Origin of the sequence: Cetobacterium somerae ATCC BAA-474 (assembly GCF_000479045.1) — a bacterium.
Lineage (GTDB): Bacteria > Fusobacteriota > Fusobacteriia > Fusobacteriales > Fusobacteriaceae > Cetobacterium_A > Cetobacterium_A somerae.
On record NZ_KI518223.1, the window covers coordinates 1 to 25,384 of the forward strand.

The window sequence follows — 25,384 nt, forward strand, 5'->3', positions numbered from 1 at the left end:
AGTTATAAATAATAATGAATTTAATGATGAAAAATTAATTAAAATAGAAAACCTTTTATTAAAATTGGAAGATGAAGTATTTTAAAAAACCTTTTATTAAAAAGGTTTTTTTTGTATAATATTACTAAACAATGCTAAGAGGAGGAACTTTATGAAATGATTTAAATGAAATGTAAAAACTTTTAGGTTAAAAGTTATAAAAAAGTTCCTAAGTAAATGGAAATTATTACAGAAAATACATTAAGATTAGTTTAAGTGAAAACTAAGAAAGAGGAAGAATGAAAAGAAATACTTTATCGATAACAATATCAGCATTAGGAATAGGACTTAATATTATACTTGCAACATTAGCTAAAACCTTCAATATACCTTTTTTATTTTTAGACACAATAGGAACTATACTTTCTGGAGCTTTGTTGGGACCATTTTTTGGAGGTATTACAGGTTTAATTACAAACGTAATAACAGCTATGGTAAATAATCCTATAGAACTACCATTTGCTATAGTAAATATGATGATAGGAATAGTCGTTGGAATTATTTCAAAAAAATTTGGATTTACAATAAAAATAGCAGTTTTAACAGGAATTTTATTAGCAATTCTAGCTCCTTTAATTGGGACACCAATAGCTGTGTCATTATTTGGTGGATTAGCAGGAGGTTCAATGGATATATTAACAGGATGGCTAGTAAAAAGTGGACAAAAAATATTTACAGCAGCTTTTATTCCTAGAATAATGTCAAATTTAATTGATAAAATAGCTTCATGTGTGGTAGTGGCAATGATAATAAATAAACTTCCTAATAACTTATTAAATAAAATAAGAGGGTAGATATGGAAAGAGGAAAAAAAATTATTATTGTCTCTCACTGTATTTTAAATCAAAATTGTGTAGTAAAGCCCTATGCAAAAAAACAGGATAACTTTTTAAAGTTTATAAAAAATTTTGTTTTAAATAATTATGGAATTATTCAACTTCCATGTCCAGAATTATTTATTTTAGGTTTGAAAAGATGGGGTCATGTAAAAGATCAGTTGGAATATCCTAATTTTAAAGCTGAATGTAAAGTGTTACTATATCCTATTATAAATCAAATAGAAATGTATATTAATTGTGGTTATAAAATAGATGGGATATACGGAATACAAGGTAGTCCAAGTTGTGGTGTCAATAAAACATGTAGAGGTAATTGGGAAGGTGAAGCAAGTTGTTATAAAAATTTAGATGATATTTTAAAAAGAGTTCATTTAGTTTCTGAAAAAGGAATTTTTATGGAAATTTTACAAGAGCTTTTAAAAGAAAAAAATATAGAAATAAATTTTTATGACATTGATGATTGGAGTGAAGAGATTGATTAAATTAGAATCAATAAAATTTTCTTATAATCAAGAAATTATATTCCAAGATTTTTCTATAAATTTTAAAAAAGGAAAATTTTATACTTTATTAGGGAAAAATGGCTCTGGAAAAAGTACTTTAATAAAATTAATTCTAGGTATAGAAAAAGTAAGTCAAGGAAATATATATATAGATAATTTAAATATAAGAGAAAGTCTTTTTCAATGTAGAAAAAATATAGGAATAGTATTTCAAAATCCTGATGAACAACTTGTAACTGATATTGTAGAGGAAGAAATTGCTTTTTCGATGGAAAATTATGGATATAGTTCAGATTTTATGAAAAGAAAAGTAGAAAAATTATTGAAAGAAATAGATTTTTTCGAAAAAAAGAATGAAAAGATATCTAAATTATCAGGGGGAGAAAAACAAAGAGTTTGTATAGCTTCTTCTTTAGTTTTAGACCCTAAAATTTTAATACTAGATGAAGGAACGGCGATGCTCGACCCAGAAAATAGAAAAATAATACTAGATATATTAAGAAATTTAAGTAATAAAGGGATGACAGTGATTTTAGTAACTCATCATTTAAATGAAATAGAATTTTGTGATGAAGTTATTTATCTTGAAAAAAATAAAATCAATTTTAACGGGCCTAAAAAGCTTTTTATGAGCTTTCTTGTAAAAAATGAGATAGACCAAGGGATAGAGTTACCTCCTATGTTTAAAGTCGCTAGAAGCATTTATTTAAGAACTAAAAAGGATGTTTCAGAAGATATTTTTAATTTAAATAAAATGGGGGAGCATTTATGGAAATCTCTTTAAAAAAAGTTAACTCAGGATATGATGAGATAATTTTGGAAAATGTCAATATGGAAATAGAAGAATGTTCATGGACATTTATAATAGGAAAAACAGGTAGTGGAAAATCAACACTTTTACAAACTATAGGATTTTTATTGAATAATATTCAAGGAGAAATCTTGTGGAAAGGAATTAATTTATCTAATTCTCAAAACTTAAAAAAATTTAGAGAAGCTACAGGATATATGTTTCAATATACTGAGAAACAATTTTTTAATAATACAATAAAAGAAGAGATTGAGTATATTTTAATTAAGAAAAAAGTTTCTAGAGAAGAAATTGATAGAAATGTAAATGAAGTTCTAAAACTTTTGAAACTATCTAACGAAATTTTAAATAAATCTCCATATGAAATAAGTGGAGGTCAAAAAAGATTAGTTGCATTAGCATCAATTTTAGTCACTTCTCCTAAATTATTATTATTAGATGAACCAACTGCGGGATTAGATTTAGAAAATAAAAAGTTATTTTTTGATGTCTTAAAACAATTAAAAAATAAAGGAGTTACAATTATACAAATATCTCATTTATTTGAGGATGTTTTAGAATATGGGGATAAAGTTTTTTTATTAGAAAATAAAAAAATTATAAATGAAGGAGTTCCCTTAAAAGTTTTAGAGAAATCTGACTTAGAATTTATAGAATTTTGTAAAATTATTAATAAATTTGGAATAGAAACAGAAAATATAAAAAACATAGATGAATTATTAGAGAGGATTGGGATAGATGCTAAAGAAAGATTTTGACCCTCGAATAGTATTTTATACAACTATAGGTTATATTATAGCAATTGGTTTTGCAAATAAATATTATCAGATAATTATAATTTTACCATTTATATTTTATCAAATGAAATTATTTTCAGCTGACTTAAACAAATTAAAAAGAATATTCAAGTATTCAATAGGACTTTTACTATCAATGATATTTGTAAATTTGCTCTTAATGAATAAAAATATAGAATATGTATTTCTTTCTACTTTTAGACTTTTAACAATTATTTTGTTAGTTACCTCTATGGTTTCTAAAATGGAGATTAGAGAGATTGGATTTGTAATAGAGAAGATGTTATCACCTTTAAAAATATTTAAAGTTCCAGTTGACTCAATAGGAGTTATAACAGCTTTGGCATTTAAATTTATTCCAATGTTAGAAGAAGAAAGCAAAAGAATAATAATAGCTCAAAAAGCAAGAGGCATTGATTATAAATTGATGAATCTGAAAGAAAAAATTAGCAATATTTTAACACTATTTTTTCCAGTGGTTATTTGTGGAATACAAAATGCAGTAAATTTAGCAATATCTATGGAAGTTAGAGGATATGGAAATGGGATTAAAAGAACTAGATTAAAAGATTATAAATTAGAAAAAAAAGATTATTTGTATTTTTTCTTTACTTTAATAATTTCTATTCTGTTTATTCTATTTTGCTTGTTTGCTTAAAATAAAAAAGCTAAGGTAACTCTTATGGAGTTGCCTTAGCTTTTTTTATAGCTGATAGAGCTAAAATTTCAGTGGGATCATAAAAATTTCCTTTGATTTTAAACATATTCATAGCAATTGGAAGTTCTGTACAACCTAAAATTATATTATCAATATTTTTTTCTTTAAATTTTTCAATTATATTTATTATTTTTATATGATTATAATTAAGTTGGTTATTTTTTATAACATTATAAATTAAATGCATAAGTTCTAAGATGTCTTCTTCTTCAGGAGGAATAATCTCAATATTGTACTTATTAAAAATATTTTGATATATATTTCCTTTTAAAGTTCCTATTGTGGAAAATAATGCTATTCTTTTTATATTAGGACTTTTATTTAGGATAAATTTAGCAGTTTCATCAATCATATTTAAAACTGGAATATTGATTGCTTTAGTTAAATCATTGTAAAAATAGTGAGCAGTATTACAAGGCATTATAAGGAAATCTGCCCCTGATTTTTCTAAAGTTTTAGCTGAAAGAATAATCTCTTCTAATGGACTTTCTCCGATTCCTAGAATAGCAGACGTTCTATCAGGAATTTTAGTATTATTATCAATAATTATTGGAATATGTTCATTATCACATTTGGCATCACTTGCTTTAATAATTTTTGTAAAAAGATCTGCTGTAGCTAATGGTCCCATTCCACCTATAATTCCAATTTTTTTCATAGAAATTTCCTCCTAAATAAAAGACTAACTATTATAATAGTTATTTATATTAGCGTTGTTATTGATTTCTCCAATTATCAAAGACTCTTTAGATGACATGATAACTGTGACACCAGGACCATGACCAGATTTTATGCAGTTGGAGTGAACAACTACACCAACGGTAACAGAACCTTTTAAATATCCTATTCCATATGTGTTATCACAATCTTCTAGAAGAACTAAATCACCAAATCTTAATTTATCTATTCCAAATTTTTTATTTTGTTCAGAATCAGCAGTCATAATGTCGTAATCACCATTAGATGCAGAAGCACTACCTATTCCTGATCCCATTAAGTATGCTGGGATTTTAGTTACAATAGGTACAATAAGTTTATTATCCTCTATTTTTATGTTTAATTTTTCAAATAAATTAGGATCTAGATTCATTACAGAGATTTTAGGATGAGTTAATAGTTTAAATCCTTGACCAAACCCTTTAATTTGTATTTTATCTCCAATAGACAAATTTTCTAGAACATCTTCAGGAAAATCAATAATAACATTATCTATTCCACCATGCTTACCTGTAACCCATCCTTTTTTACCTTTAGCATCACCAGTAATTACTTTTGCTTCATTTCCGATACAAGAGAGATTCATCAATGCGTTAGATTCTTTTTCTTTAGAGTGATGTATAGAAACACAGGGTTCAACATGATCTCCAGAGATATTCATACATGAATCACCAACTTTAAAGTTATAAGTAATTCCACATGTTCCAGGTAAAATTTCTGGAACTCCTTCAGAGGAAATTTTGTACCCTGTAAAAATTGGATGTCTAATCTCTCCTTGTAATGATATTTGTACAACTTCTTTTTTATTTGTTTTCATAAATAACTCCTTTTATCAAAATTTATAATTCAATTTCATAAAAACTATGATGTCCCATAGGACTAATTTTAAAATTTTTAACTTTTTTATTAATTCCAACATTATATTTAGGATAGTAAAGAGGAATTAGTGGAACATCTTCTTTAATAATTTCTTGAACTTTCGAATAAGCATTTAATCTAATTTCTCGATTTGTTGTTTCTCTAGCATTATTTAAAAGCTGATCAACCATTGTATTTGAATAGATAGTTCTTCGACCAGCACTAGGATCTGTTGCAGTATTAAAGACAGGGTATAAACTATAGTCAGCATCACCTGTAACATTTCCCCAACCTAATATTATAATTTCGTGCTCCTCTCTAGCTGTACCCTCTAGAAAAGCTCCCCATTCTAAAGATTCAATAGATGATTCTATACCAACATCTTTAAGCTGAGATTGGACTATTTGCGCAATTTGAAGTCTTGTTGCATCATCATTTGTCCATATTTTTGTTTTAATCTTATTTTCTAAATTTTCATTTTTTATAATCTCTTTACTAAGGTTAGGATTCCATTCTATTGGCTCAATTGATTGGTCATATCCAAAAACCCCTTTTGGAACAGGTGAATTTGCCTTAGTTCCAGAGTTTAAAACAACAGCTTCTATAATATCTTCAGAATTGATTGCATAGGCTATAGCTTTTCTAATATTCTTATTATTAAAAGGAGCCTTTAAAGTGTTAAAACCTAAGTAATTCATTCCAAATCCAGTATCTTCTAAAAGAATTAAATCTTTATTTGATTTAACCTGATTAATATCTATAGGAGCGATATTGATAGACATATCTAGTTCACCAGTTTCCAATCCAATAACCCTATTAGTCGCTTCATTTACAACTTTTATATTAATTTCATCAACTTTAGCAGGATTTTTAAAATAATTATTATTTTTACTTAAAATAATTTTATCTCCTGGAATCCAATTAGAGAGCTGGAAAGGACCTGTTCCAATTGGATTTTGTCCGTATAAATCACTATTTTGAATAACGGCTTTTTCATTTAAAATCAAACTTGCAGGATGAGCTAAATGATAAAGCATAGGAGCAAATGGATTAGATAATTCAATCTCTACAATATAATCAGATATTTCTTTAATTGTTTTCATAGGACCAACTATATGACTAACTCTAGGTGAACTCAACATTCTGTTAAACGTAAATACAACATCTGAAGCTTTTAGCTCCTCTCCATTATGAAATAAAACACCTTTTTTTAAGTTAAATTGATATTTTGTTGGTGAAATCTCTTTCCAACTTTCGGCAAGATTAGGAATAATATTTAAGTTTTCATCAACGTTAACAAGAGAGTCATATATCTGAATCATTACTCCTGCAGAGGGGCTATCGTTAGTTGCATGAGGATCTAGGCTTTTAGCATCAGCAGATTGTGCAACATTTAAAACTTTTTTATCCTCTTTGAAAGTTGTACTATTTTTTTCTCCACAACTAATTAAGAGCAAAAATGATGTGAATATACCAAATAAAGATTTTTTCATAAAATACCTCCCCTATTTATTTAAAAATTGTTATAATGTTTGTTAGTATAACATAAAGAATAAGAGATAAATAAATACTAATTTCCTAGTGCATTTATCGTAAAAAAATATAAATACTAAAAAGGAGAACTTTTTTCTATGGATATAAAACAATTAAAGTATTTTTTAGCAATTACAGAGGAAAATAGCATTACAAAAGCTGCAAAAAAACTTCATATTTCTCAACCGCCCTTAAGTCATCAACTAAAAATTTTAGAAGAAGAAATTGGAAGTAAACTTTTTGATAGAACAACAAGAAATTTAGAGATAACAGAAGTTGGGGAATTTTTAAAAAATAGAGCTATTCAAATATTAGAGTTAATTAATGAAACAGTAAAAGAAATAAAACAAAACCAAGAAGAGTTAGAGGGAATTTTAAAAATTGGATTTGTTGCTTCTTCAACAGCTGCATTAGTTCCAAAAGTAATACCAGAGTTTTCTAAAAATAATCCTGAAGTAAAATTTGAACTAAAAGAAGGCAGTACGTATAAGATTTTAGATTTATTAAATCATGGAACTATAGAGATTGGGTTTATACGTACACCGTTTAATTCTGAAGAATTTGATTGTATATATTTGTCTAAAGAGCCAATGATAGGACTCGTAGATAAAAATAAGTATTTCCAAGAAGTTAATGAAATTGATATCTCTTTTTTAGAAGGGTTACCACTGATAATAGATAAAAGATTTAAAAAAATAATTGTAAATGCTTGTTATCGAAAAGGATTTATTCCAAATATTTTACTAATTGGTGAAGATAGTAGAACTTTGATGAATTTGGCACAACAGGGAATGGGAATTGCAATAGTACCAGAAAGTTCAAAAAATTTAATATTTAGAGAAAACTCTAAAGTTGTAAAGATAAAAGATGAAGAGTTAGAAACACAAGTTGTTGTTGCTTGGTTAAGAAATAAAAAATTATCTTCAGTGGCAAAACACTTTTTAAAATTTTTAAAATAACATTTTGAATTAAATATAAAAGGTTACTATAGAATAAGTAACCTTTTAAAATAGTTATTAAAATGTATAAGTAAACCCTGAATAGAAAGTTCTTCCATTAGCTGGATCATAAAGAATCTCATTATTGGAAACACCCTCTTGATCATAGTTGTCTCTATTTAAGATATTATTAATACCTCCATATATTTTTAATCCGTTATTAAAGACATAATTAAGGCTTAAATCAAGAGTTATAAAACTTTGAGCCTCATACTTATTAGCTTTATCTAAATAGTATTTATCTTTATAATTAAAAGATAATATAGAGTTAAAATTATCTGTAAAATTAATAAGTGTTCCTAAGTTAGCATTTATTTTAGGAGTATATGGAACTTGATTGCCCTCTAAATTTGAATTTTTAGAATCCTCTTTAATTTTAGCATCTATATAAGCTAGATTTTCAAAGAAAACAAACTTTCCAAAAGTTTGTTCCAAACTCAATTCAATACCTTTTCGCTCAGTTTTACCAAAATTACCATAATACCATTCTTTTCCATGATAAACTTCGTTATAATAAATTTCATTTTTAGTTTTTCCAATGAATCCATTTAGAGAAACAAAACTTCCAAGGAGATAATCTTTAATTCCAATTTCTAAAGTTTGATTTGTTTCAGGCTTTAAATCATTTAAGATATAATCAGTTCCATCTTTATCTTGAAACTCTGTTGGAGCAGGAGTTCTAAAACTTTCTTCGAAACGAGTATAGATATTACCAGTATCAGAGTATAAATAATTTATGGCAAATTCATAGCTATCATTATGCATTGATTTTTTTATATAATCAGTTTTTAAACCTGTATCAACATAACCATTGTTGAGAAAAATAGGTTTTACTCTATGGTAATAGTGACTATTTTTTGTAGTATTATATTTTGTCCATTCTCTTCTATAACCTTGTAAAAATTCAAATTTATCAATAGATGTTTTATTAAAAACATAGATTCCGTTGCTTTCTTTTTTACTTGATAAATCGTAAACTTTATACATATCCATAAAATTACTAAAATCTCTTTTACTTTTTTGCTCTTTATAATCATAACCTAAAATTAAGTAACTATTAGTCATATAATTGTATTTTAAAGATGGATTGATTTTAAATTTTTCATCAGTAAAGGTACCGATATTATCGGCATAGTAATTTTTGTAATTAAATGGATTTGTTAAAGAGCCAAAGTTTGCATATGTAGCCTCTTTAGTTGTAACATCATTAGTATTTTTTTGATAGCTTCCGTTTAAATTAAATTCAAATTCATTATTAATTTTTTTAGTGTAATTGAAAGAAAATTCATCTCTTCTTAAGTTAGATTTATCTAAGATATCTCCAGTTCCTTCTAAAAGTGGATATTTATTACTTGAATTATTTTTAAGATATGAACCATCAAAATCTACACCAGATTGTGAAGAATTATTTTTTAATTGATCTTTAGTCAAAAGATTAGCTGTTTTATTTTTTTTATTGTAATAGGAATATTGTAACTTTAATTTATCATCTTTAGTTAAATTTAATAAAGTTGTAAAATCAACATGTTCTGAATTAATTTTTTCATTGTCTCTATTAGTTTGACTATTTTCTTTAGAATAATTTAATATGAATGACACATAATCGTTAACTTTAAGAGAAGTTCCTGTATCAAAGATATTTTCTCCTTTACTACCATATCTATACCCAATATTCCCATTAGTTTTCTCTATAGAGTCTTTTGTAATAATATTAACAAGTCCTCCAGTAAAACCATCACCATAAAGTACACCATTACCACCAGGTAAAATTTCAATTCTTTCAATTGATGATAAAGCGATAGAATTTAGAGGTAGTGTTCCGTGATTTATATCAACAGGATTAATAGATGTACCATCAACTAAGACTTGAACAGTTGCTTTTGAATTAATACCACTACCTCTCATTTGAATTGACTCTCCTACAGAGTTTCTTGTAATAGTAATTAAAGGTGAACTATTTAAAGTTTCAGTAACATTTTTAAAATTTTTTTCAGAAATTTCTTCTTTTGTTATTATTTGAATATTTTTTGGTGTATTTTGTATAGAATCCTCATATCCAACAGAAGATATAACACTTTTTTCTAAAAATACCCCATTTTCTTCTAGCTCCATAGAATAATTTAAAGTAGAAATTAAAATCCCCAATGAAATAAAATATTTATTCATAATCCCTCCGTTATAAAAATATTTGTCTGTCAAAATAATATTAGCACAACGTATTTAAATTTGCAATAAAATATATTTATAAAATAAAATATTTGATTATCAAAATAAAATATGCTAAAATAGTATAAATTATAGAGGGAGGATATTTATGAGGAAAAAATTATATTTAATATTAGGGTGTTTATCTTTGGTTTTAGGAGCTATCGGAGTATTTTTACCTCTTTTACCAACAACTCCCTTTATACTTTTAGCTGCATTTTCATTTGAAAGAAGTTCCGAAAAATTTTATAGATTGTTATTAGAAAATAGAATATTTGGAAAATATATAAAAGATTATACGCAAAAAAAAGGAATAACATATAAAAATAAAATTATTGCAATAAGTGTAATGACTTTAGGAATGGGGAAAGGTTTTCTTTCAATGCAAAATATTTATGGACGTGCATTTCTTTTAATAGTATATTTAGTAGTTTTAACTCATATTTTAAAATTAAAAACATTGAAAGAAAATTAAATTATAGAAGAGTTAATTTTCAAAGTTATATATATTTTATTAATAGATTAAATCGATAAATTAGTATATAATATAATGTATTTATATTGTGAGGTGATTGCTTTGAAATGAGTTAACTGAGGATGGGACTTTTAGGTTAAAAGTTAAAAATTTATTTGGCAAAGTGTTGTCTTAAAATATAAGTTAGGGAGAAGTACAAAATGAAAAAAATATTATTTTTACTAATAATTTTATCAACAATTTTATTAGGAAAGGATATCAAAACTAATGAATTACTAAAAAATCTTAATAATCCTGAATGGATTATAGTTGATACAAGAGATAGTAATGAATATAATGGATGGAATTTATCTAATCTAAAAATAAATGGACATATAAAAGGAGCTACTGATTTATCTGCTAATTGGTTAAAGACAAAATATTTGAACTCTAATAATAAAGAGATATTAAAGCAAAGAGTTTTAGAAAAAGGAATTATACCAGAAAAAAATATTGTTTTATATGGAACATCTACAGAAATGAAAGATGTAGAGAAATACTTAAAAGAAAATGGTGTAAAAAATATTTATTTTTATGATTTTGAAAAAAATAAAGATTATGATAGATTACCTTTTGAAACATACAAGAATTATGAAATTTTAGTTCCAGCAACTTGGGTAAAAAATGCTATGGACAAAAATGAGATTAAGGTTTTTGAAGTATCTTGGGGAAGTATAAAAGATGCTGCTGTATATTTAGCTGGGCATATTCCAGGAGCACCACATATTAATACAGATAGTATAGAGCCACCACCAAAATGGATGCTAAATACGGATGAAAATTTAATTAAATTTGCGGAAGAGATGGGAATATCTAAAAATGATAGAGTTGTTCTTTATGGTGAAAATGTTATGGCATCATATAGATTAGCTATAATTTTAAAATATCTTGGAGTAAAAGATGTAAGAGTTTTAAATGGCGGTTTAGATGCTTGGAAAGATGCAGGATACAAAACAGAAATGGGAATTGTTAAACCAACTCCAATTAAAGATTTTGGATCTAAAACTCCTTTAAATAAAAGTTTAATAGTAAATGAAAATGGAGCAAAGCAAGTTTTAAAAGATAATAAAAATTCAAAACTTTTAGTAGATATTAGATCATACAATGAGAGAATTGGAAAAGAATCAGGATATTCATATATGGATAGAAAAGGCAGAATTACAGGATCTGTATGGGGAAAATCTGGAACTAAATCAACAACATTGGAAGACTATAGAAATATTGATAATACAATGAGAAACGGTTATGAAATTATCTCTATGTGGTCTGGATTAGGAATTAATACAAATAAAGAGTTAACATTTTTCTGTGGATCGGGATGGAGAGCAGCAGAAGTATTATTTTATTCTCAAGTGATGGGATTAAAAAATAATGCTCTTTATTCCAATGGTTGGATGGAATGGAGTGAAGATAGTTCAAATCCAATTGAAACAGGGATAGAGAACTAAATAGCAAAAAGCAGCTTAATAAATAGGCTGCTTTTTCTTTATTTTTAAATTATTGGGATTCTCAAAAGATATAAAAAATCTTTTTTACTTTTAAACATAATTAAATCTGTGAATGTTAAATAAAACTCATTTTTTGGTGAGTATTCATTTTCTTTTATCCAATTCAAAAGATTTTCAACAATATTTTGCTCTTCAAAAGCACCTTTACCATAAACACAAGCATATTTTCCTTTAGGAATAACTATTGATTTATTTGTATGATTTTCTTTCATACTAGCAATAAGACAATCTTTAGTAAATCTATTTTTTTTCCAATTATTAAAGGAAACCTTAAACCCTCTTAAAACAGGTGTTAAATTATTACTAATTTCAAAATTATCAATATTTTTTAATGTTTTGCTTAATTCTCCTAAAGAATGAACAGGGCCATTATAAATAATCCCTTTAATATCAGCAGTTTCATCTATAAATGGAATACCAACCTTTTTTTCTAATTGAAAATTTTCTTTAAATTTATTCCAACTTTCAACTAGTTCTTTTTCTGTATTTTTTAATTTTTTTATTTCTAATTTTGTTTCTAATAACACTTTTTCAAATAGTTGTAAAGTGTGTTCATAATCCATATTTTCAAAATGACTTTTTATATATTCAATAGAAAATCCCAAATGTCTCATATGATTAATTACTTTTAATGTAATTATTTGCATAGGTGTATAGTAACGGTAATTAGTATCGTCATTTTTAAAAGCTGGAGAAAGTAAACCAACCTTATCATAATATCGGAGAGTTGATATTGGAATATTCGTAGATTTAGAAACTTCTCCTATTGTAAAAAATTCATCAAACATATTATCTCCTAATAATTTTTTTTATATATATTTTCATATCATTAACTAAATAATAGAAAACAGGAATAACAATTAATGTAAATAAAGTAGCAGTGGAAAGTCCAAATATAACAACAAAGGACATACCAGCATACATTTCAGAGCCATCACCATTACTTATAGCTAAAGGAATCATTCCCAAAACAGTAGTTAAAGTAGTCATAAGAATTGGTCTAAGTCTTGTTTTACCAGATACAATAAGAGCTCGGTTAATATTATCACCAGCTTCTCTTCTAATATTTATAAAATCAATTAAAACTATAGCATTATTAACGACTATTCCAGCAAGCATTACAAAACCAACAGCAACCATAGCATCAAGATTAACCCTAAATAAAGCTAAACTGTACAGAGCACCCATAGTTGAAAGGGGAATTGAAAGCAAAATAATAAATGGAAGAATAAAAGATTCAAATTGCCAAACTAAAATAAAATAGATTAAGAATATGGCAACTAAGAAACTTATGAAAAGTTGATTTCCCATATCAGCCATATCAGCACTATCTCCACCAAATCCAAAAGAAATACTTTCAGGGACACCTAAATTATTAAACGTTTCTATAATAGAGTTTTTAGCACTTTGTAAATCAAATCCATTTTCTAAGTTAGCATAAAGAACAACTTTCTTTTTTTTATCTTTTTTTTCAATCTTAGATGGACCTTCTTCTAAAACAAGGTTAGCTATGTCAGAGATTCTAATATTTTTTCTATTATCTAAAGTAATCCGAGAGTCCATTAGTAGTTTTGTAGAAGTTCTATATTTTTTTTGAAGTTGTACGGTCACATCGATCTCTTGATTATCACCATTTATCGTGATTGGCTGTCCTCCTAAAATTTGAGTTTTAATCATTAGTGCTAGACTTTCAATGTCAACTCCATAAAACTTGGCTTTTTCTCTATCCACAATAATCTTCCCTTCAGGTTTTCCGCCTTCAAAAGAAGAGGAAATATCTGTTATTCCATTGATATAGTACATTTTTTCTTTTAACTTTTCAGATATTTCTTTTAGTTGTGATTCATTATCAGAGTAAAGTTCAAATTCAACATCGTAAATACCATCAGAACCGAATACATAAGAAGGAACAACAGTTAAAATAACGTCTGGAATACCTGTAAAAGTTAATCTTAAATTTTTAACAATTTCTTGTAAACTTTCCTTTCTAGATGTTTTTAGTCCAGCATTTATATTTAAAATAGCATTGCTAGTATCTCCAGACATAGTATATGAGTTAACAATAGATATATCTTTAACTTTATTTTCTAATATACTTCCAATTCTATTACTCATATTTATATCGGCACTAGAAGGAAGCTTCGCAACAATAGCGAATCTTCCTTCATCAGTTGTAGGAATAAATCCTCCGCCTAACGTTGAAGCTGCAAAAATAGAACCTATAAAAAGTAATATAGTTAAAATAGCAGTAATTCCTCTATTTTTAATAGCCCATCTTAGAATTGAAAGATATATTCTTTTTAGTTTTTTTATAAATTTTCCTTCTGAGTTTATATCTTTTTTTTCATTCAATATTTTACTTGAAAGCATAGGAACAAAAACCAAGGCAACAATTAATGAGGCAAATAATGAATAAGAGATAGAATATGAAAGATCTTTGAATTGTTCCTTAGCCATTCCCTCTTGAAAAACTATTGGTAAAAATACAGAAATTGTTGTTAAAGTTGATGCTAAAACAGGAAGGCCCATTTCAGCGGCTCCATCTTTAGCAGCTTGAACTCTATTCTTCCCAAGTTCACTCATATGTCTATATATATTATCTAAAACAACAACAGAGTTATCAACAAGCATACCAATTCCTAAAGATAATCCCATTAGTGAGACAAGGTTTAGTGTTAAACCTTGAGCATTTAAAAGAAAAAATGTAAAAATAACAGATATTGGTATAGCTACAGCAATAACTATAGTAGCAGATATACTTTTTAAAAACAAATACAATATACCTGAAGCTAAAATTAAACCAATAATTCCAGTTTCTTTAACATTATTTATTGAATTATTAATTGTAATTGTAGAGTCAAAGTCGTAATCGATAGTAGAATTTAAAGGTAGGGAGTTTTTAACTCCTTTTAAAGTCTTATTAATAGAATCTACAATTTCAATAGCGTTCCCATCATCAGTTTTAGCAACAACGATAACTAGACCATCGGAACTATTTTTTCTAAATAAACTAGAAGGGTCTTTAGTATCAATTCTAATATCTGCAACATCTTTTAGTCTTAGAAGATGACCATTATTATTTTTTAAAATAATATTTTCAATTTCTTGAGGAGTTTTTAACTCCCCTTGAACTTTTATATAAAACTCTTTTTCACCTTCTTTAACTTGTCCACCAGGAATAGTAGTACTTGCCCTAGATATTAAATTAGAAACTTCTAAAATTCCAAGGTTATAGTTTTCGAGTTTTTCAGGATCAATTTCGACTAAAACCTCTTGTTCTTTACCACCAAAAATTATAATTTGCGAAACACCTTCGATTCTCTCTAAAAGTGGTTTTAAACTATTTTCAGCATAAGTTCTAACTTCCATGGGGTCTCCTCCAGACATAGTTAAAACAGCAGCTGGAATAGAACCCATAGATTGTTCTCTAATAGATGGTTCTTCAATATCTTCAGGTAATTTATTTTTTATTTGGTTAATTTCATTTTGTATTAAAGTTATTTTTGTTTCGATGTCAGTTCCATATTTAAATTTTACATTTATTTTTGATGTCTCTGAACTTGATGTAGAAGAATATTCTGTGATACCATCAACATTTGGAAGAATATCTTCAACTTTTTTGGTAATCATTTTATCAACATCTTCAGGAGTAGCTCCTTTCCACTCAATAGTAATTCTAACGGTTGGATTGGATGTATTTGGCATTAGTTCTATTGGCATTTTTGATAGACCTAATAGACCAAAGAATATCATAGATATTATAATCATTGTTGCTGTTGCAGGTTTTTTTATAGAAAATTCAGAAAGTAATCTCATGACTAAATCTCCCTCACTTTATCGTTATTATTAAGAAGATATTGTCCTTGAACAACAACTTTATCTCCCTCTTTAAAATTCTTAAAATATATTTCTTGAAGATTTCCTTGAGAGATTCCACGATCAACTTTATAAATGATGGATTGATTGTCACGAATAACTGCAATATATGAGTAAAGATCTTTAATCATAACAGCTTCTTGAGGAACAAAAAGTCCATTAATTTCCGTTTGCTCCATTTCTACTTTACCGTACATCCCTTTTAAAATAGATTTGTCATTATTTGGAATTTGTATTTTAATATTATATTTTTTTGTATTAGTATCAGCAGATAAATTTATTTCACTAACTTTTCCAATAACGGTTTTATCTAAATCTGAAATATAAACTTTAGCTTCTTTTTCAGGAGTTATATTTTTAATATCTTCTCCATTTACAGCAATTTTTATTTCCATTATATTATTTTCAATCACAGTTAACAGCTTAGAATTAGAAGGTATTTTTTCGTTATTTTTAATATCCAAATCCGTTATGACTCCAGATATATCAGATTTTACAAAAAGTCTTTTATAATTATCATTGGCTCTTATAAAATTAGCTTCTGCAATTTTTAATTCCCCTAAACTTTGTTCCATATTATTTTTAGATTGAAGATATAGTTCCTCTGAAATAAGTTTCTTTTCAAATAAATTTTTATATTTTTCAAAGGAAATCTTAGATGTATTATAATTTGATCTAGATTTAATTAGTGTACCTTCTGCTTCAAAATAGCTAGCTTCAGTAGCCGCATCTGTTAAAGTTAAAATAGTTGTTTCTGAATTAATTATATCTCCATTTTTATATTTAATATTTTTAGCATAACCTCCAGTAGGAGTTATAATACTAACCTCTTTTAAGGGATTTATATCGCCATTATAAATTTTAGTATTTTTAATATTTTGGATTTTTAATTCTTGAACCTTAACATCTTTGATAATTTCAGATTTTACATCTTGAGTAACTTTTTTATCTTTACATCCAACTAAAATTAGAGTAAAAAAAAGTGTAAGTAATATTTTATTCATTAAATCCTCCTGTATTATTTTAAAAGTGATAGATATTGTTGATAGTATAAGAAGTAATCAAGTTGAGAGTTTATATGAGTAATTTGAGCCTCTCGAAGTTGTGATTCACTTTTTAAAAAATCAACAGAGTCAATAATTCTATTAGAAAATTTCTCTTTATCAATTTTAAATGTTTCAAAAGCTGTTAAAAGAGCCTTTTCATTTGTAATAATAACTTCTTTAGCTGTTATTAAATCTAAATAAGTAGTTTTAATCTGTTTTTTTAATATCTCTAGTGAATCTATTTTTGAAATTTTTTGCTTTTCAATCTCTAAAGTTGACTCTTTATAACTATCAATGCCACTTCCAAAGTTAAAAATATCCCATTTAAAAGTAATACCAACTCTCCATTCCCAGTCATTATTAGATTTTGAAAAACTTGACTCCTCTAAAGATTCATAACCGTACTCTAAATCTACTTTAGGAAGAAAAGTGCTTCGATTACTTTTAGAATTATACTCACTAATTAAAATATTTTTGTCTAGTTTTTTAGAAAGAGTACTATTTGATAAAGCTCTTTCAGTATCTTTTTTTAAATCAATATTTATTGTCATAAAATTTGAAAAATTCATTTCTTTTAAAGTTATGTTTTCTTCAATATTTAATCCTAAAAGATTTTTTAAAGTAAGTTCTTGAGCAATAATATTATTTTTAATTTTAAGGATTGATGTTTCAGTTTGATATAATGATGTTTCAATTTTCAAAACTTCACTTTTATCGATAAGACTAAGATTGTAAAATTCTTGTTGTTTTTTTAATTCTTCTTGTTTCTCTTTTTGAGAAGTCTCATATACATTCAAAGTTTTCTTAAGTTGAAGACAGCTGATATAAGTTTGAATAACATTTAACTCTAAATTAATATTTTGGGTAATATAGTCATTTTCTTCAAATTCTCTAAGAGCTTTACTACTTTTAATATTATAGTAAAGTTCACCACCTGTAAAAATAGGCTGTGATAGATAAATACCATTTTGAAAAGAACTATTTAAGTTTTTTGATTCATCATGATCAATGTACATAGTTTGTGCTCTAAGAGAGGGAAGAGCATTTTTAATTTTTACATTTTCATTTAATTTTTTTTGTTTTACAGTAATATTTTTTTCTTTGAGTTGTCGGTTGTTTTTTTTAGCTAAATCAATAGATTTATCCAATGTTAACTCTATAGAAAAAGTAACTATATTTAATGTTAAAAATAGTAGTAGATATTTTTTCATAGTTTCTCCTTATTAAAAATTAATTTCACAATATGAGATTATAAACTATAAAGTAAGTTGAGAGTCAAGAAATTTAGATAATCAAAATAATAAAAATAGAACTTTATTTGACAAAATGAATTTTAATAGGGTATATAGAGTTACTAAGAATTTGAATAAAATTCTAAAAAGGAAATACCGTCCGCCTATCTGAAAACAGATGACCGGGGTAGACTAAAAACGGAGGTATAACGTTATGGCTATCAAGTATGTTCCAGAACCATTTAGAATTAAAATGGTTGAAACAATTAAAATGACTACATCAGAAGAGAGAGCAGAAAAAATTAAAGAGGCTAATTATAATCTTTTTAATTTAAGAGGAGAGGATGTTTACATTGATTTATTAACAGATTCAGGAACTAATGCAATGAGTCAAGATCAATGGGCAGGGGTAATGAGAGGTGATGAAGCGTATGCAGGAGCTTCAAGTTATTTTAAATTAGTAAATACTGCTAAGGATATTTTTGGATATGAATTTATTCAACCAGTACATCAAGGAAGAGCAGCAGAAAAAGTGTTATTTCCAACTTTTTTAAAGTCAGGACAATATGCAATTTCAAATATGTTTTTTGATACAACAAGAGCACATGTTATCCTAGCAGGAGCAAGACCTTTAGATTGTGTAGTCCCAGAGGCAAAAGATCCAGGTAAAAGATCTAAATTTAAAGGAAATATGGATGTTGAAAAAATGGAAAAATTAATACAAGAGTATGGCCCAGAAAAAATAGGATTAGTAGTATTGACTATTACAAATAACTCTGCTGGTGGACAACCTGTTTCAATGAAAAATGCTCGAGAAGTCGCAGCTATTTGTAAAAAATATAATATACCATTAAATATAGATGCAGCACGTTATGCAGAAAATGCATATTTTATAAAAAGAGATGAGCCTGAATGTGCAAACATGTCGATAAAAGATATAATAAAAGAGATGTTTTCTTATGCAGATTTCTTCACTATGTCAGCAAAAAAAGATACAATAGTTAATATGGGAGGACTAATAGGAGTAAAAAATGCTGTAGAAAATGCAGATATGATCTTAAAAATAAAAGCAAATTGTATAAGTTTTGAAGGATTTACAACTTATGGAGGGCTTTCGGGAAGAGATTTAGAAGCACTGGCTATAGGATTATTAGAAGGAATCGATGAAAACTTTTTAAGATATAGAATTGGACAGATGGAGTATTTAGCTTCTCGTCTTGATGATGCAGGAATTATATATCAATCTCCAGTTGGTGGACACGGTGTATTTGTAGATGCTTCAAAAATTTTCCCCAATATACCATTTAATGAGTTTCCAGGGCAAGTCTTAGCTATAGAACTTTATAAAGAAGCTGGAATTAGAAGTTGTGATATAGGTTCTTACATGTTAGGAAATGATCCAGATACAAATGAGCAATTAGAAGCAGATTTTGAATTTACAAGACTTGCTATTCCTAGAAGAGTTTACACACAAGCTCATTTAGATGTAATAGCAGATGCTTTAATAGCGATAAAAGAGAGAGCTCATGAAATCACAAGAGGATACAGAATAACTTGGGAACCACCGATATTAAGACACTTCCAAGCTTCCCTAGAGATTATAGAAGATTAAAAAATAGTCTAGGGAGGGTTAATGGAAGATATAAAGAATAGTGTAGAAACGGTTTTAATAGATGATAATAATAGAGATGGTTTTAAATCAAAATTTGGATTTATTTTAGCTTGTATTGGTTCAGCAGTTGGAATGGGAAATATTTGGATGTTTCCATATAGAGTTGGGCAATTTGGAGGAGCAGCATTTCTTATTCCGTATTTTACATTTGTTCTTTTAATAGGATTTACAGGAGTAATTGGTGAAATGACACTAGGGCGTTCTATGGGAACTGGCCCACTTGGAGCTTTTGAAAAAGCTTTTAAACAAAGAGGACTAAAAGGAGGAACAATAATAGGATTAATACCTGTTATAGGATCGTTAGCTATAGCCATTGGATATGCTATAGTTGTTGGTTGGATATTAAGGTATTGTGTTGTCTCTCTTTCAGGAGCAATCATTGAATCACAACCAGGTCCTTACTTTGGAGCTTTAGCTTCAGATTTTGGGAGTATACCTTGGCATGTAGCAGGTTTATTACTAACTTTTTCATTAATGGCTATGGGAATAGCAGGAGGAATCGAAAAAGTAAATAAAATATTGATGCCAGCATTTTTTGGATTATTTTTATTTTTAGCTATTAGAATATATATGTTACCGGGGGCGGAACAAGGCTATAGCTACTTATTTAATCCAGATTGGTCAGCTCTTAAAGATATGAGAACTTGGGTTTTTGCTTTAGGACAAGCATTTTTTTCCTTATCTTTAGCTGGATCAGGAACTGTTGTTTACGGAAGTTATTTAAGTAAAAATGAAGATATAGTTAATTCAGCTTTAAATGTTTCTTTCTTTGATACATGTGCGGCAATGTTGGCTGCACTTGTAGTTATTCCAGCGGTATTTGCTTATGGACTTGAGCCTGGGGCAGGTCCAGGTCTTATGTTTGTTACTCTTCCTACAGTATTTCAAAATATGCCTGGTGGACAAATAATTGCTATAGTATTTTTTATAGCAGTGTTATTTGCAGGAGTAACTTCTCTTATGAATTTATTTGAAACTCCTGTTGAAGCTTTACAAAGTCGCTTGGGATTATCAAGATTAAAATCTATTGGAATTGTTGCGGTAGTTTCATTTATAGTTGGAGTTTTTCTTGAAGGAGATGGATTATCTCCATGGATGGACTTTGTTTCGATATATATAATTCCATTAGGTGCACTTTTAGCAGGACTTGTAATCTATTGGATTTGTAAATCTGGATTTGCAAGAGAACAAGTACAAATTGGAAGAGAAAAAAAAGTTGGAGCTTGGTTTGAACCAGTAACAAAATATCTATTTTGTGGAATAGCAATAATAGTTTACATTATGGGAATTCTTTATGGAGGAATAGGATAAAGTAATATTTAAATATAATCAAAGGTTGTAGAAATGAAAATTTCTGCAACTTTTTTTATTAAGATGGTATAATATAAGAAAATAAATTGGAGGAAAATTGTGGAGAATAAAATTTTAAATGATAAAGTAAAAGAAAAAAGATTTGAATTGATATTAAGAATATTTGATAAAATTGATTTTCAGAGAATTGAAGTTCCTGAAGAATATAGTAAAGATACTTTTTTTGATTTTTTAAAATGGAAAATAGGGACAAGCATATCTTTTAGATATGATAAACAATTAAATTTTATATATAGTCAAAAAAATGAAGGTTTACAGGAAAAGCTACTAAAAAATTTAGAATATGATTTTAGACAGGAACAGTTTGAAATTTTGTCAAATATCTATTTTGAATTCGGAAAAAAATAAAGGTAACAAAGGCTCTTTACAGTAAAAAAGTTATAAAAAAGGAGTGATGATATGAAGCTTCAAGAACGCAAAGAGTTGGTAGAGGTTGCCCTAGGAAAAAGAGTAGCTGATTTAGTTTTAACAAACGGAAATCTTATAAATGTTTTTACTGGAGAAATTTATAAAGCAAATATTTATATTTATAAAGAGTATATAGCTAATGTAATACCTATAGAAGAAGATACTTTCATTATAGGAGAAAATATTGTAGATTTAAAAGGTAAGTATGTGGCTCCAGGGTTTATTGATTCGCATGTTCATATAGAGAGTAGTCATTTAACTCCTAATAATTTTGCAGAAGTTGTTATACCTAAAGGGACAACTACTATAATTGCTGATCCTCATGAAATTGCAAATGTTTTGGGAATAGATGGAGTAAAATATATGATTGAAAAATCAAAAGGATTACCAATGAATCAATATTTTTTAATTCCTTCTTGTGTTCCTTCTGTATTAGGATTAGAAAATGCAGGAGCTGAATTTACACCAAATGATATAAAAAATATGTTTAATCTAGAACGAGTTTTAGGACTTGGAGAAGTAATGGATTTTATGGGAGTAATAAATCAAAGCAAAAGAATGACAAAAATAATAGATGTTGCAATAAGAAAGGGTGTTTTTGTACAGGGGCATGCTCCTGGTCTAAAAGGTAAAGCTTTAGCAGGTTATATTTGTGGAGGACCAATATCATGTCATGAGTCTACAGATGGAATAGAAGCTTTAGATAAGTTGAGAAAAGGGATGTTTTTAGATGCGAGAGAAAGTTCAATTTCTAAAAATATAACAAACATAGTAAAAGTAATAAAAACAATAAAAGCACCTAGAAATTTAACTTTATGTACTGATGATAGAGAGGCTGGAGATCTTTTAAAAGAAGGAAGTGTTAATCATTGTGCAGAGGTAGCTGTAAAAGCCGGATTAGATGCTGTAGATGCAATAAAAGCAATAACTTTGAATCCTGCTCAAGAATACAAATTGGATAAAATAGGAGCTATTGCACCAGGTTATTTTGCAGATATAGTAGTATTAGATAGTATTAGGGATTTTAATGTGGTAAAAACTTTTTTTAAAGGAAAGTTAGTAGCAAAAGATGGAAAGCTAGTAGAAGAAATTACTTCTAAAATTTTAGAAGTAGAAGAGTTAAATAGCATTCATTTAAAAAATCTTAAATTAGAAGATTTTATGATAAAAGCTCCAATAGAAAATGGAGAGCTCGAAATAGAAGCTCTTGTTTATTTAAATAAAAATGATTTATTAACAGAAAGAAAAAAATTGAAAGTAAAAGTTTTAAATGAGTATGTTGATATTTCAGATTCTCCAGAATTAAACTATGTTGCGATAATAAATAGACACAAGAAGATTGATAATATCTCACTTGGAGTAGTAAAAAATTTTCATTTAAAAAAAGGAGCAGTAGGAACAACCTATTCCCATGATAGTCATAATTTAACAATTATATATAATAATCCATTGGAAGCACTAATAATATCTGAAAAAATAAAAGAAATAGGAGGTGGTATTGTAGTTGCAGAGAAAGCAAAGATTTTAAAAGAATTACATTTACCAATAGCAGGAATGCTATCTAAAAATTCAGCAGAAGTTTTATCAGATGAAATAGAAGGAATGAATTCTATTTTAAAAGAAATGGGAATAGAGGCTGAGTCACCTATAACTAGACCTAGTACAATTGCATTAATAGTTATACCAGATGTAAAAATAAGTGATTTGGGCTTAATTGATGTAAAAACTCAAGAAATTATAAAGCTATTTGATGAACACGGTATAAATAATATATTTTAATTACAAAGGAGAAAAGATGATAGTCAAAGTAGTTTTTGATATTAATCAAGAAGAGCGTTGGTCTGTTCTTATAGGAAATTTAAAAAATGTAGTTAAGGGAATAAGAGAACTAGGTTCGGAATATTGTTTAGAAGTAGTTATTATGGGTACAGCTATTAATGGTATAAAAAAGTTATCAGGTATATTAAAAAAAGAGGAACTGGAAGAATTAGTTGAAAAAAATGTAATATTTTCAGTTTGTAATAACACAATGAAAAAATATAATGTAAAAAAAGAAGACCTTTATGATTTTATAAAAGTTGTTCCTGCAGGTGTGATAGAGTTAATTTTGAAGCAACAAGATGGGTATAGTTATATTAAACCTTAAAACAAAATGGCAACCAAATTTAAAGTTGGTTGCCATTTTACTTAAAGATAACTAATACTCTCTAAAATATAATTAGGTTTATATATGGTATTAATTTCTTTTCCGGTACCTTCACCACTTAAAACTAAGATTGTATCACAATTGTTTATATTTCCACAGGCTATGTCTGTATATAATCGATCTCCTACAATAACAATATCTTTTTTATCCAACCCTAACTTTTCAAGAGCATATTCTAGCATTATAAAATTAGGTTTTCCAAAATATGTTGGTTGTTTTCCCGTACAAACTTCAATCATATTGCAGATTGCTTTGCAATCTGGAAGATAAACTTTATTTTCAATCGGATAAACTAAATCTTCATTAGCAGCAAAGTATTTAATATCTTTTTTTAATAATTGACAAGCAGTTTCAATTTTTTTAAAATCTAACTCTGTATCTAAAGCGATAATTAATATATCAATATTATGATTATTAAAATCAGATACCTCATTTACAACTTGGATTCCTTTATTTCTATATAAATCTTTATATTCTTCAGTTCCAATGATATAAACTTTTTGATCACTATAATTTTTTTCAATATGTGATAGTAAAACCATTCCTGCAGTTATTATTTCATCTAATTCAGATTCAATTCCAAACTCTTTAAATTTTTCAACATATTTTTTAGGATTTTTTGATGAATTATTTGTAAAAAAACTTATTTTTTTTCCATTCATTCTTAATTCTTCTATTTTTTCTTTTGCACCTGGAATAAGAGTGTTTCCAAGTAAGATTGTACCATCGATATCAAAAAGATATCCCTTATATTGTTTCATTAAATTTGTATCTCCTTTATTCTTTTTAAATCATCTAAAAGTATTTTTTTATCTGTTATTGGGGAATATTCCAAAACTAATTTGCTATTTGGGGTTTCTAAAAGTATTTTTTTTAAAATTTCGTCACCATTAAATGTACCGTGAAAAATAGACTGATGAAGATCCTTTTCTCCATCATTACTGTGAATATGATACGCTATAATATTATTTTTTAAAGTTTCTAAAATTTCATCTAAATTCCATTTATTAGCTAATAGATGACCAATATCAATTAAAACTTTAAGATTTTTTTGTAGAACTAATTTTTCAAATTCTTTTTGAGAGTAAATCATATTTTTTCCAATACCAACATTTTCAACTAGTATTTGAACTCCGATTTCTTTTCCTAAAAGTAATAATTCATCTAACTTTTTCTCAATCTCTTTTTTAGAACTGTCTTTTCTTTTAGCTTCATTTGTATGGAGAACAAGAAATTCACCATTATTTTTTTTACAACAAATTAAAGCTTCGACAAAGTTTAGTTTAAGTTCTTCCCACAAGATATTGCTACAATCAATATTAAAGAATCTATAGGGACCATGAAAAGATACATTTTCTAATTTTGCATGTTTAATTAAAAAATTAAATTTTTCTGTATGATTAAAATCTCTAGGTTCTAAAAAAAATTCTAAATTTTTTAAATCATACATTTCAATAAAGTTAAGTGTTTCTTCTTTTGTGTCATTATAAAATATAAGATCACTTACAAATATATTATTTTTCATATTTCTCC

Annotated in this window: 23 protein-coding genes; 13 read left to right on the forward strand and 10 right to left on the reverse strand. The window is 27.0% G+C overall.

Annotation, left to right across the window (positions count from 1 at the left end):
- Positions 1–278: 278 nt before the first annotated feature.
- The 5 genes from HMPREF0202_RS14255 to HMPREF0202_RS14275 are packed head-to-tail and all read left to right on the forward strand — an operon-like array spanning position 279 to position 3,647.
- Positions 279–833 carry a CD3073 family putative ECF transporter S component gene (locus HMPREF0202_RS14255; RefSeq protein WP_023051422.1) on the forward strand — a complete coding sequence of 185 codons (555 nt, stop codon included), beginning with the start codon at positions 279–281 and terminating at the stop codon, positions 831–833.
- Between the two features lie 2 nt (positions 834–835).
- Positions 836–1,360: a CD3072 family TudS-related putative desulfidase gene (locus HMPREF0202_RS14260; RefSeq protein WP_023051423.1), complete on the forward strand. Its 525-nt coding sequence runs from the start codon at positions 836–838 to the stop codon at positions 1,358–1,360.
- The gene (locus HMPREF0202_RS14265) at positions 1,353–2,165 is read left to right on the forward strand and encodes an energy-coupling factor ABC transporter ATP-binding protein (RefSeq protein WP_051364186.1); all 813 of its coding nucleotides are present in this window, start codon (positions 1,353–1,355) and stop codon (positions 2,163–2,165) included. The genes HMPREF0202_RS14260 and HMPREF0202_RS14265 overlap by 8 nt, the downstream gene beginning before the upstream one ends.
- A complete protein-coding gene (locus tag HMPREF0202_RS14270; protein WP_023051425.1) occupies positions 2,150–2,950 on the forward strand; it encodes an energy-coupling factor ABC transporter ATP-binding protein in 801 nt (266 codons plus the stop codon). Before HMPREF0202_RS14265 ends, HMPREF0202_RS14270 begins: the two co-directional genes overlap by 16 nt.
- Positions 2,931–3,647, forward strand: coding sequence for an energy-coupling factor transporter transmembrane component T (locus HMPREF0202_RS14275; protein WP_023051426.1), 717 nt, complete (start codon positions 2,931–2,933; stop codon positions 3,645–3,647). The genes HMPREF0202_RS14270 and HMPREF0202_RS14275 overlap by 20 nt, the downstream gene beginning before the upstream one ends.
- Before the next feature lie 22 nt (positions 3,648–3,669).
- Here HMPREF0202_RS14275 and cuyB read toward each other — a convergent pair whose 3' ends face one another.
- Genes cuyB through HMPREF0202_RS14290 form a run of 3 tightly spaced genes read right to left on the reverse strand, consistent with a single transcriptional unit; the run spans position 3,670 to position 6,775 of the window.
- Entirely contained in the window at positions 3,670–4,365 is a 696-nt protein-coding gene (cuyB, locus tag HMPREF0202_RS14280) for a cysteate racemase (RefSeq protein ID WP_023051427.1), read from the reverse strand.
- A gap of 24 nt (positions 4,366–4,389) precedes the next feature.
- Positions 4,390–5,241, reverse strand: a complete 852-nt coding sequence (locus HMPREF0202_RS14285) for a DUF4438 domain-containing protein (RefSeq protein ID WP_023051428.1) — start codon at positions 5,239–5,241, stop codon at positions 4,390–4,392.
- A 22-nt stretch (positions 5,242–5,263) separates the two neighbouring features.
- Positions 5,264–6,775 (reverse strand): ABC transporter substrate-binding protein, encoded by a 1,512-nt coding sequence (locus HMPREF0202_RS14290; RefSeq protein WP_023051429.1) that lies wholly within the window; start codon positions 6,773–6,775, stop codon positions 5,264–5,266.
- Between the two features lie 138 nt (positions 6,776–6,913).
- Here HMPREF0202_RS14290 and HMPREF0202_RS14295 point away from each other — a divergent pair, with 138 nt between their 5' ends.
- Complete coding sequence (locus HMPREF0202_RS14295) at positions 6,914–7,774, forward strand: LysR family transcriptional regulator (RefSeq protein WP_023051430.1); 861 nt, start codon at positions 6,914–6,916, stop codon at positions 7,772–7,774.
- A 57-nt stretch (positions 7,775–7,831) separates the two neighbouring features.
- On the opposite strand, the gene HMPREF0202_RS14300 is transcribed toward HMPREF0202_RS14295, so the two are convergent.
- Positions 7,832–9,979 carry a TonB-dependent receptor gene (locus HMPREF0202_RS14300; protein ID WP_040407733.1) on the reverse strand — a complete coding sequence of 716 codons (2,148 nt, stop codon included), beginning with the start codon at positions 9,977–9,979 and terminating at the stop codon, positions 7,832–7,834.
- A 148-nt stretch (positions 9,980–10,127) separates the two neighbouring features.
- On the opposite strand from HMPREF0202_RS14300, the gene HMPREF0202_RS14305 reads away from it, so the two are divergent.
- Both HMPREF0202_RS14305 and HMPREF0202_RS14310 read left to right on the forward strand, forming a co-directional pair.
- Positions 10,128–10,493 carry a YbaN family protein gene (locus HMPREF0202_RS14305; protein WP_023051432.1) on the forward strand — a complete coding sequence of 122 codons (366 nt, stop codon included), beginning with the start codon at positions 10,128–10,130 and terminating at the stop codon, positions 10,491–10,493.
- A 200-nt stretch (positions 10,494–10,693) separates the two neighbouring features.
- Positions 10,694–11,980 carry a sulfurtransferase gene (locus HMPREF0202_RS14310; RefSeq protein ID WP_023051433.1) on the forward strand — a complete coding sequence of 429 codons (1,287 nt, stop codon included), beginning with the start codon at positions 10,694–10,696 and terminating at the stop codon, positions 11,978–11,980.
- 44 nt (positions 11,981–12,024) lie between these two features.
- Here HMPREF0202_RS14310 and HMPREF0202_RS14315 read toward each other — a convergent pair whose 3' ends face one another.
- The 4 genes from HMPREF0202_RS14315 to HMPREF0202_RS14330 are packed head-to-tail and all read right to left on the reverse strand — an operon-like array spanning position 12,025 to position 18,173.
- Positions 12,025–12,828, reverse strand: a complete 804-nt coding sequence (locus HMPREF0202_RS14315) for a MerR family transcriptional regulator (protein ID WP_023051434.1) — start codon at positions 12,826–12,828, stop codon at positions 12,025–12,027.
- Between the two features lies 1 nt (position 12,829).
- Positions 12,830–15,856, reverse strand: coding sequence for an efflux RND transporter permease subunit (locus tag HMPREF0202_RS14320; protein WP_023051435.1), 3,027 nt, complete (start codon positions 15,854–15,856; stop codon positions 12,830–12,832).
- Between the two features lie 2 nt (positions 15,857–15,858).
- The gene (locus HMPREF0202_RS14325) at positions 15,859–16,920 is read right to left on the reverse strand and encodes an efflux RND transporter periplasmic adaptor subunit (RefSeq protein WP_023051436.1); all 1,062 of its coding nucleotides are present in this window, start codon (positions 16,918–16,920) and stop codon (positions 15,859–15,861) included.
- Positions 16,921–16,934: 14 nt separating this feature from the next.
- Entirely contained in the window at positions 16,935–18,173 is a 1,239-nt protein-coding gene (locus HMPREF0202_RS14330) for a TolC family protein (protein WP_023051437.1), read from the reverse strand.
- A 235-nt stretch (positions 18,174–18,408) separates the two neighbouring features.
- Between HMPREF0202_RS14330 and HMPREF0202_RS14335 the strand changes: the two genes are divergently transcribed.
- The 5 genes from HMPREF0202_RS14335 (at position 18,409) to HMPREF0202_RS14355 (ending at position 23,791) form a co-directional block, all read left to right on the forward strand.
- Positions 18,409–19,806, forward strand: a complete 1,398-nt coding sequence (locus HMPREF0202_RS14335; RefSeq protein ID WP_023051438.1) for a tryptophanase — start codon at positions 18,409–18,411, stop codon at positions 19,804–19,806.
- 21 nt (positions 19,807–19,827) lie between these two features.
- Complete coding sequence (locus HMPREF0202_RS14340; protein WP_023051439.1) at positions 19,828–21,177, forward strand: sodium-dependent transporter; 1,350 nt, start codon at positions 19,828–19,830, stop codon at positions 21,175–21,177.
- 99 nt (positions 21,178–21,276) lie between these two features.
- The gene (locus tag HMPREF0202_RS14345) at positions 21,277–21,585 is read left to right on the forward strand and encodes a hypothetical protein (RefSeq protein ID WP_023051440.1); all 309 of its coding nucleotides are present in this window, start codon (positions 21,277–21,279) and stop codon (positions 21,583–21,585) included.
- A 51-nt stretch (positions 21,586–21,636) separates the two neighbouring features.
- Positions 21,637–23,424, forward strand: coding sequence for an adenine deaminase (gene ade, locus HMPREF0202_RS14350; RefSeq protein ID WP_023051441.1), 1,788 nt, complete (start codon positions 21,637–21,639; stop codon positions 23,422–23,424).
- Positions 23,425–23,440: 16 nt separating this feature from the next.
- Positions 23,441–23,791: a DsrE family protein gene (locus tag HMPREF0202_RS14355; protein ID WP_023051442.1), complete on the forward strand. Its 351-nt coding sequence runs from the start codon at positions 23,441–23,443 to the stop codon at positions 23,789–23,791.
- Between the two features lie 41 nt (positions 23,792–23,832).
- Here HMPREF0202_RS14355 and HMPREF0202_RS14360 read toward each other — a convergent pair whose 3' ends face one another.
- Together HMPREF0202_RS14360 and HMPREF0202_RS14365 are read right to left on the reverse strand one after the other, a co-directional pair.
- Positions 23,833–24,612, reverse strand: coding sequence for an HAD-IIA family hydrolase (locus tag HMPREF0202_RS14360; RefSeq protein WP_023051443.1), 780 nt, complete (start codon positions 24,610–24,612; stop codon positions 23,833–23,835).
- Entirely contained in the window at positions 24,612–25,376 is a 765-nt protein-coding gene (locus HMPREF0202_RS14365; protein ID WP_023051444.1) for a TIM barrel protein, read from the reverse strand. Before HMPREF0202_RS14365 ends, HMPREF0202_RS14360 begins: the two co-directional genes overlap by 1 nt.
- Positions 25,377–25,384 lie beyond the last annotated feature (8 nt).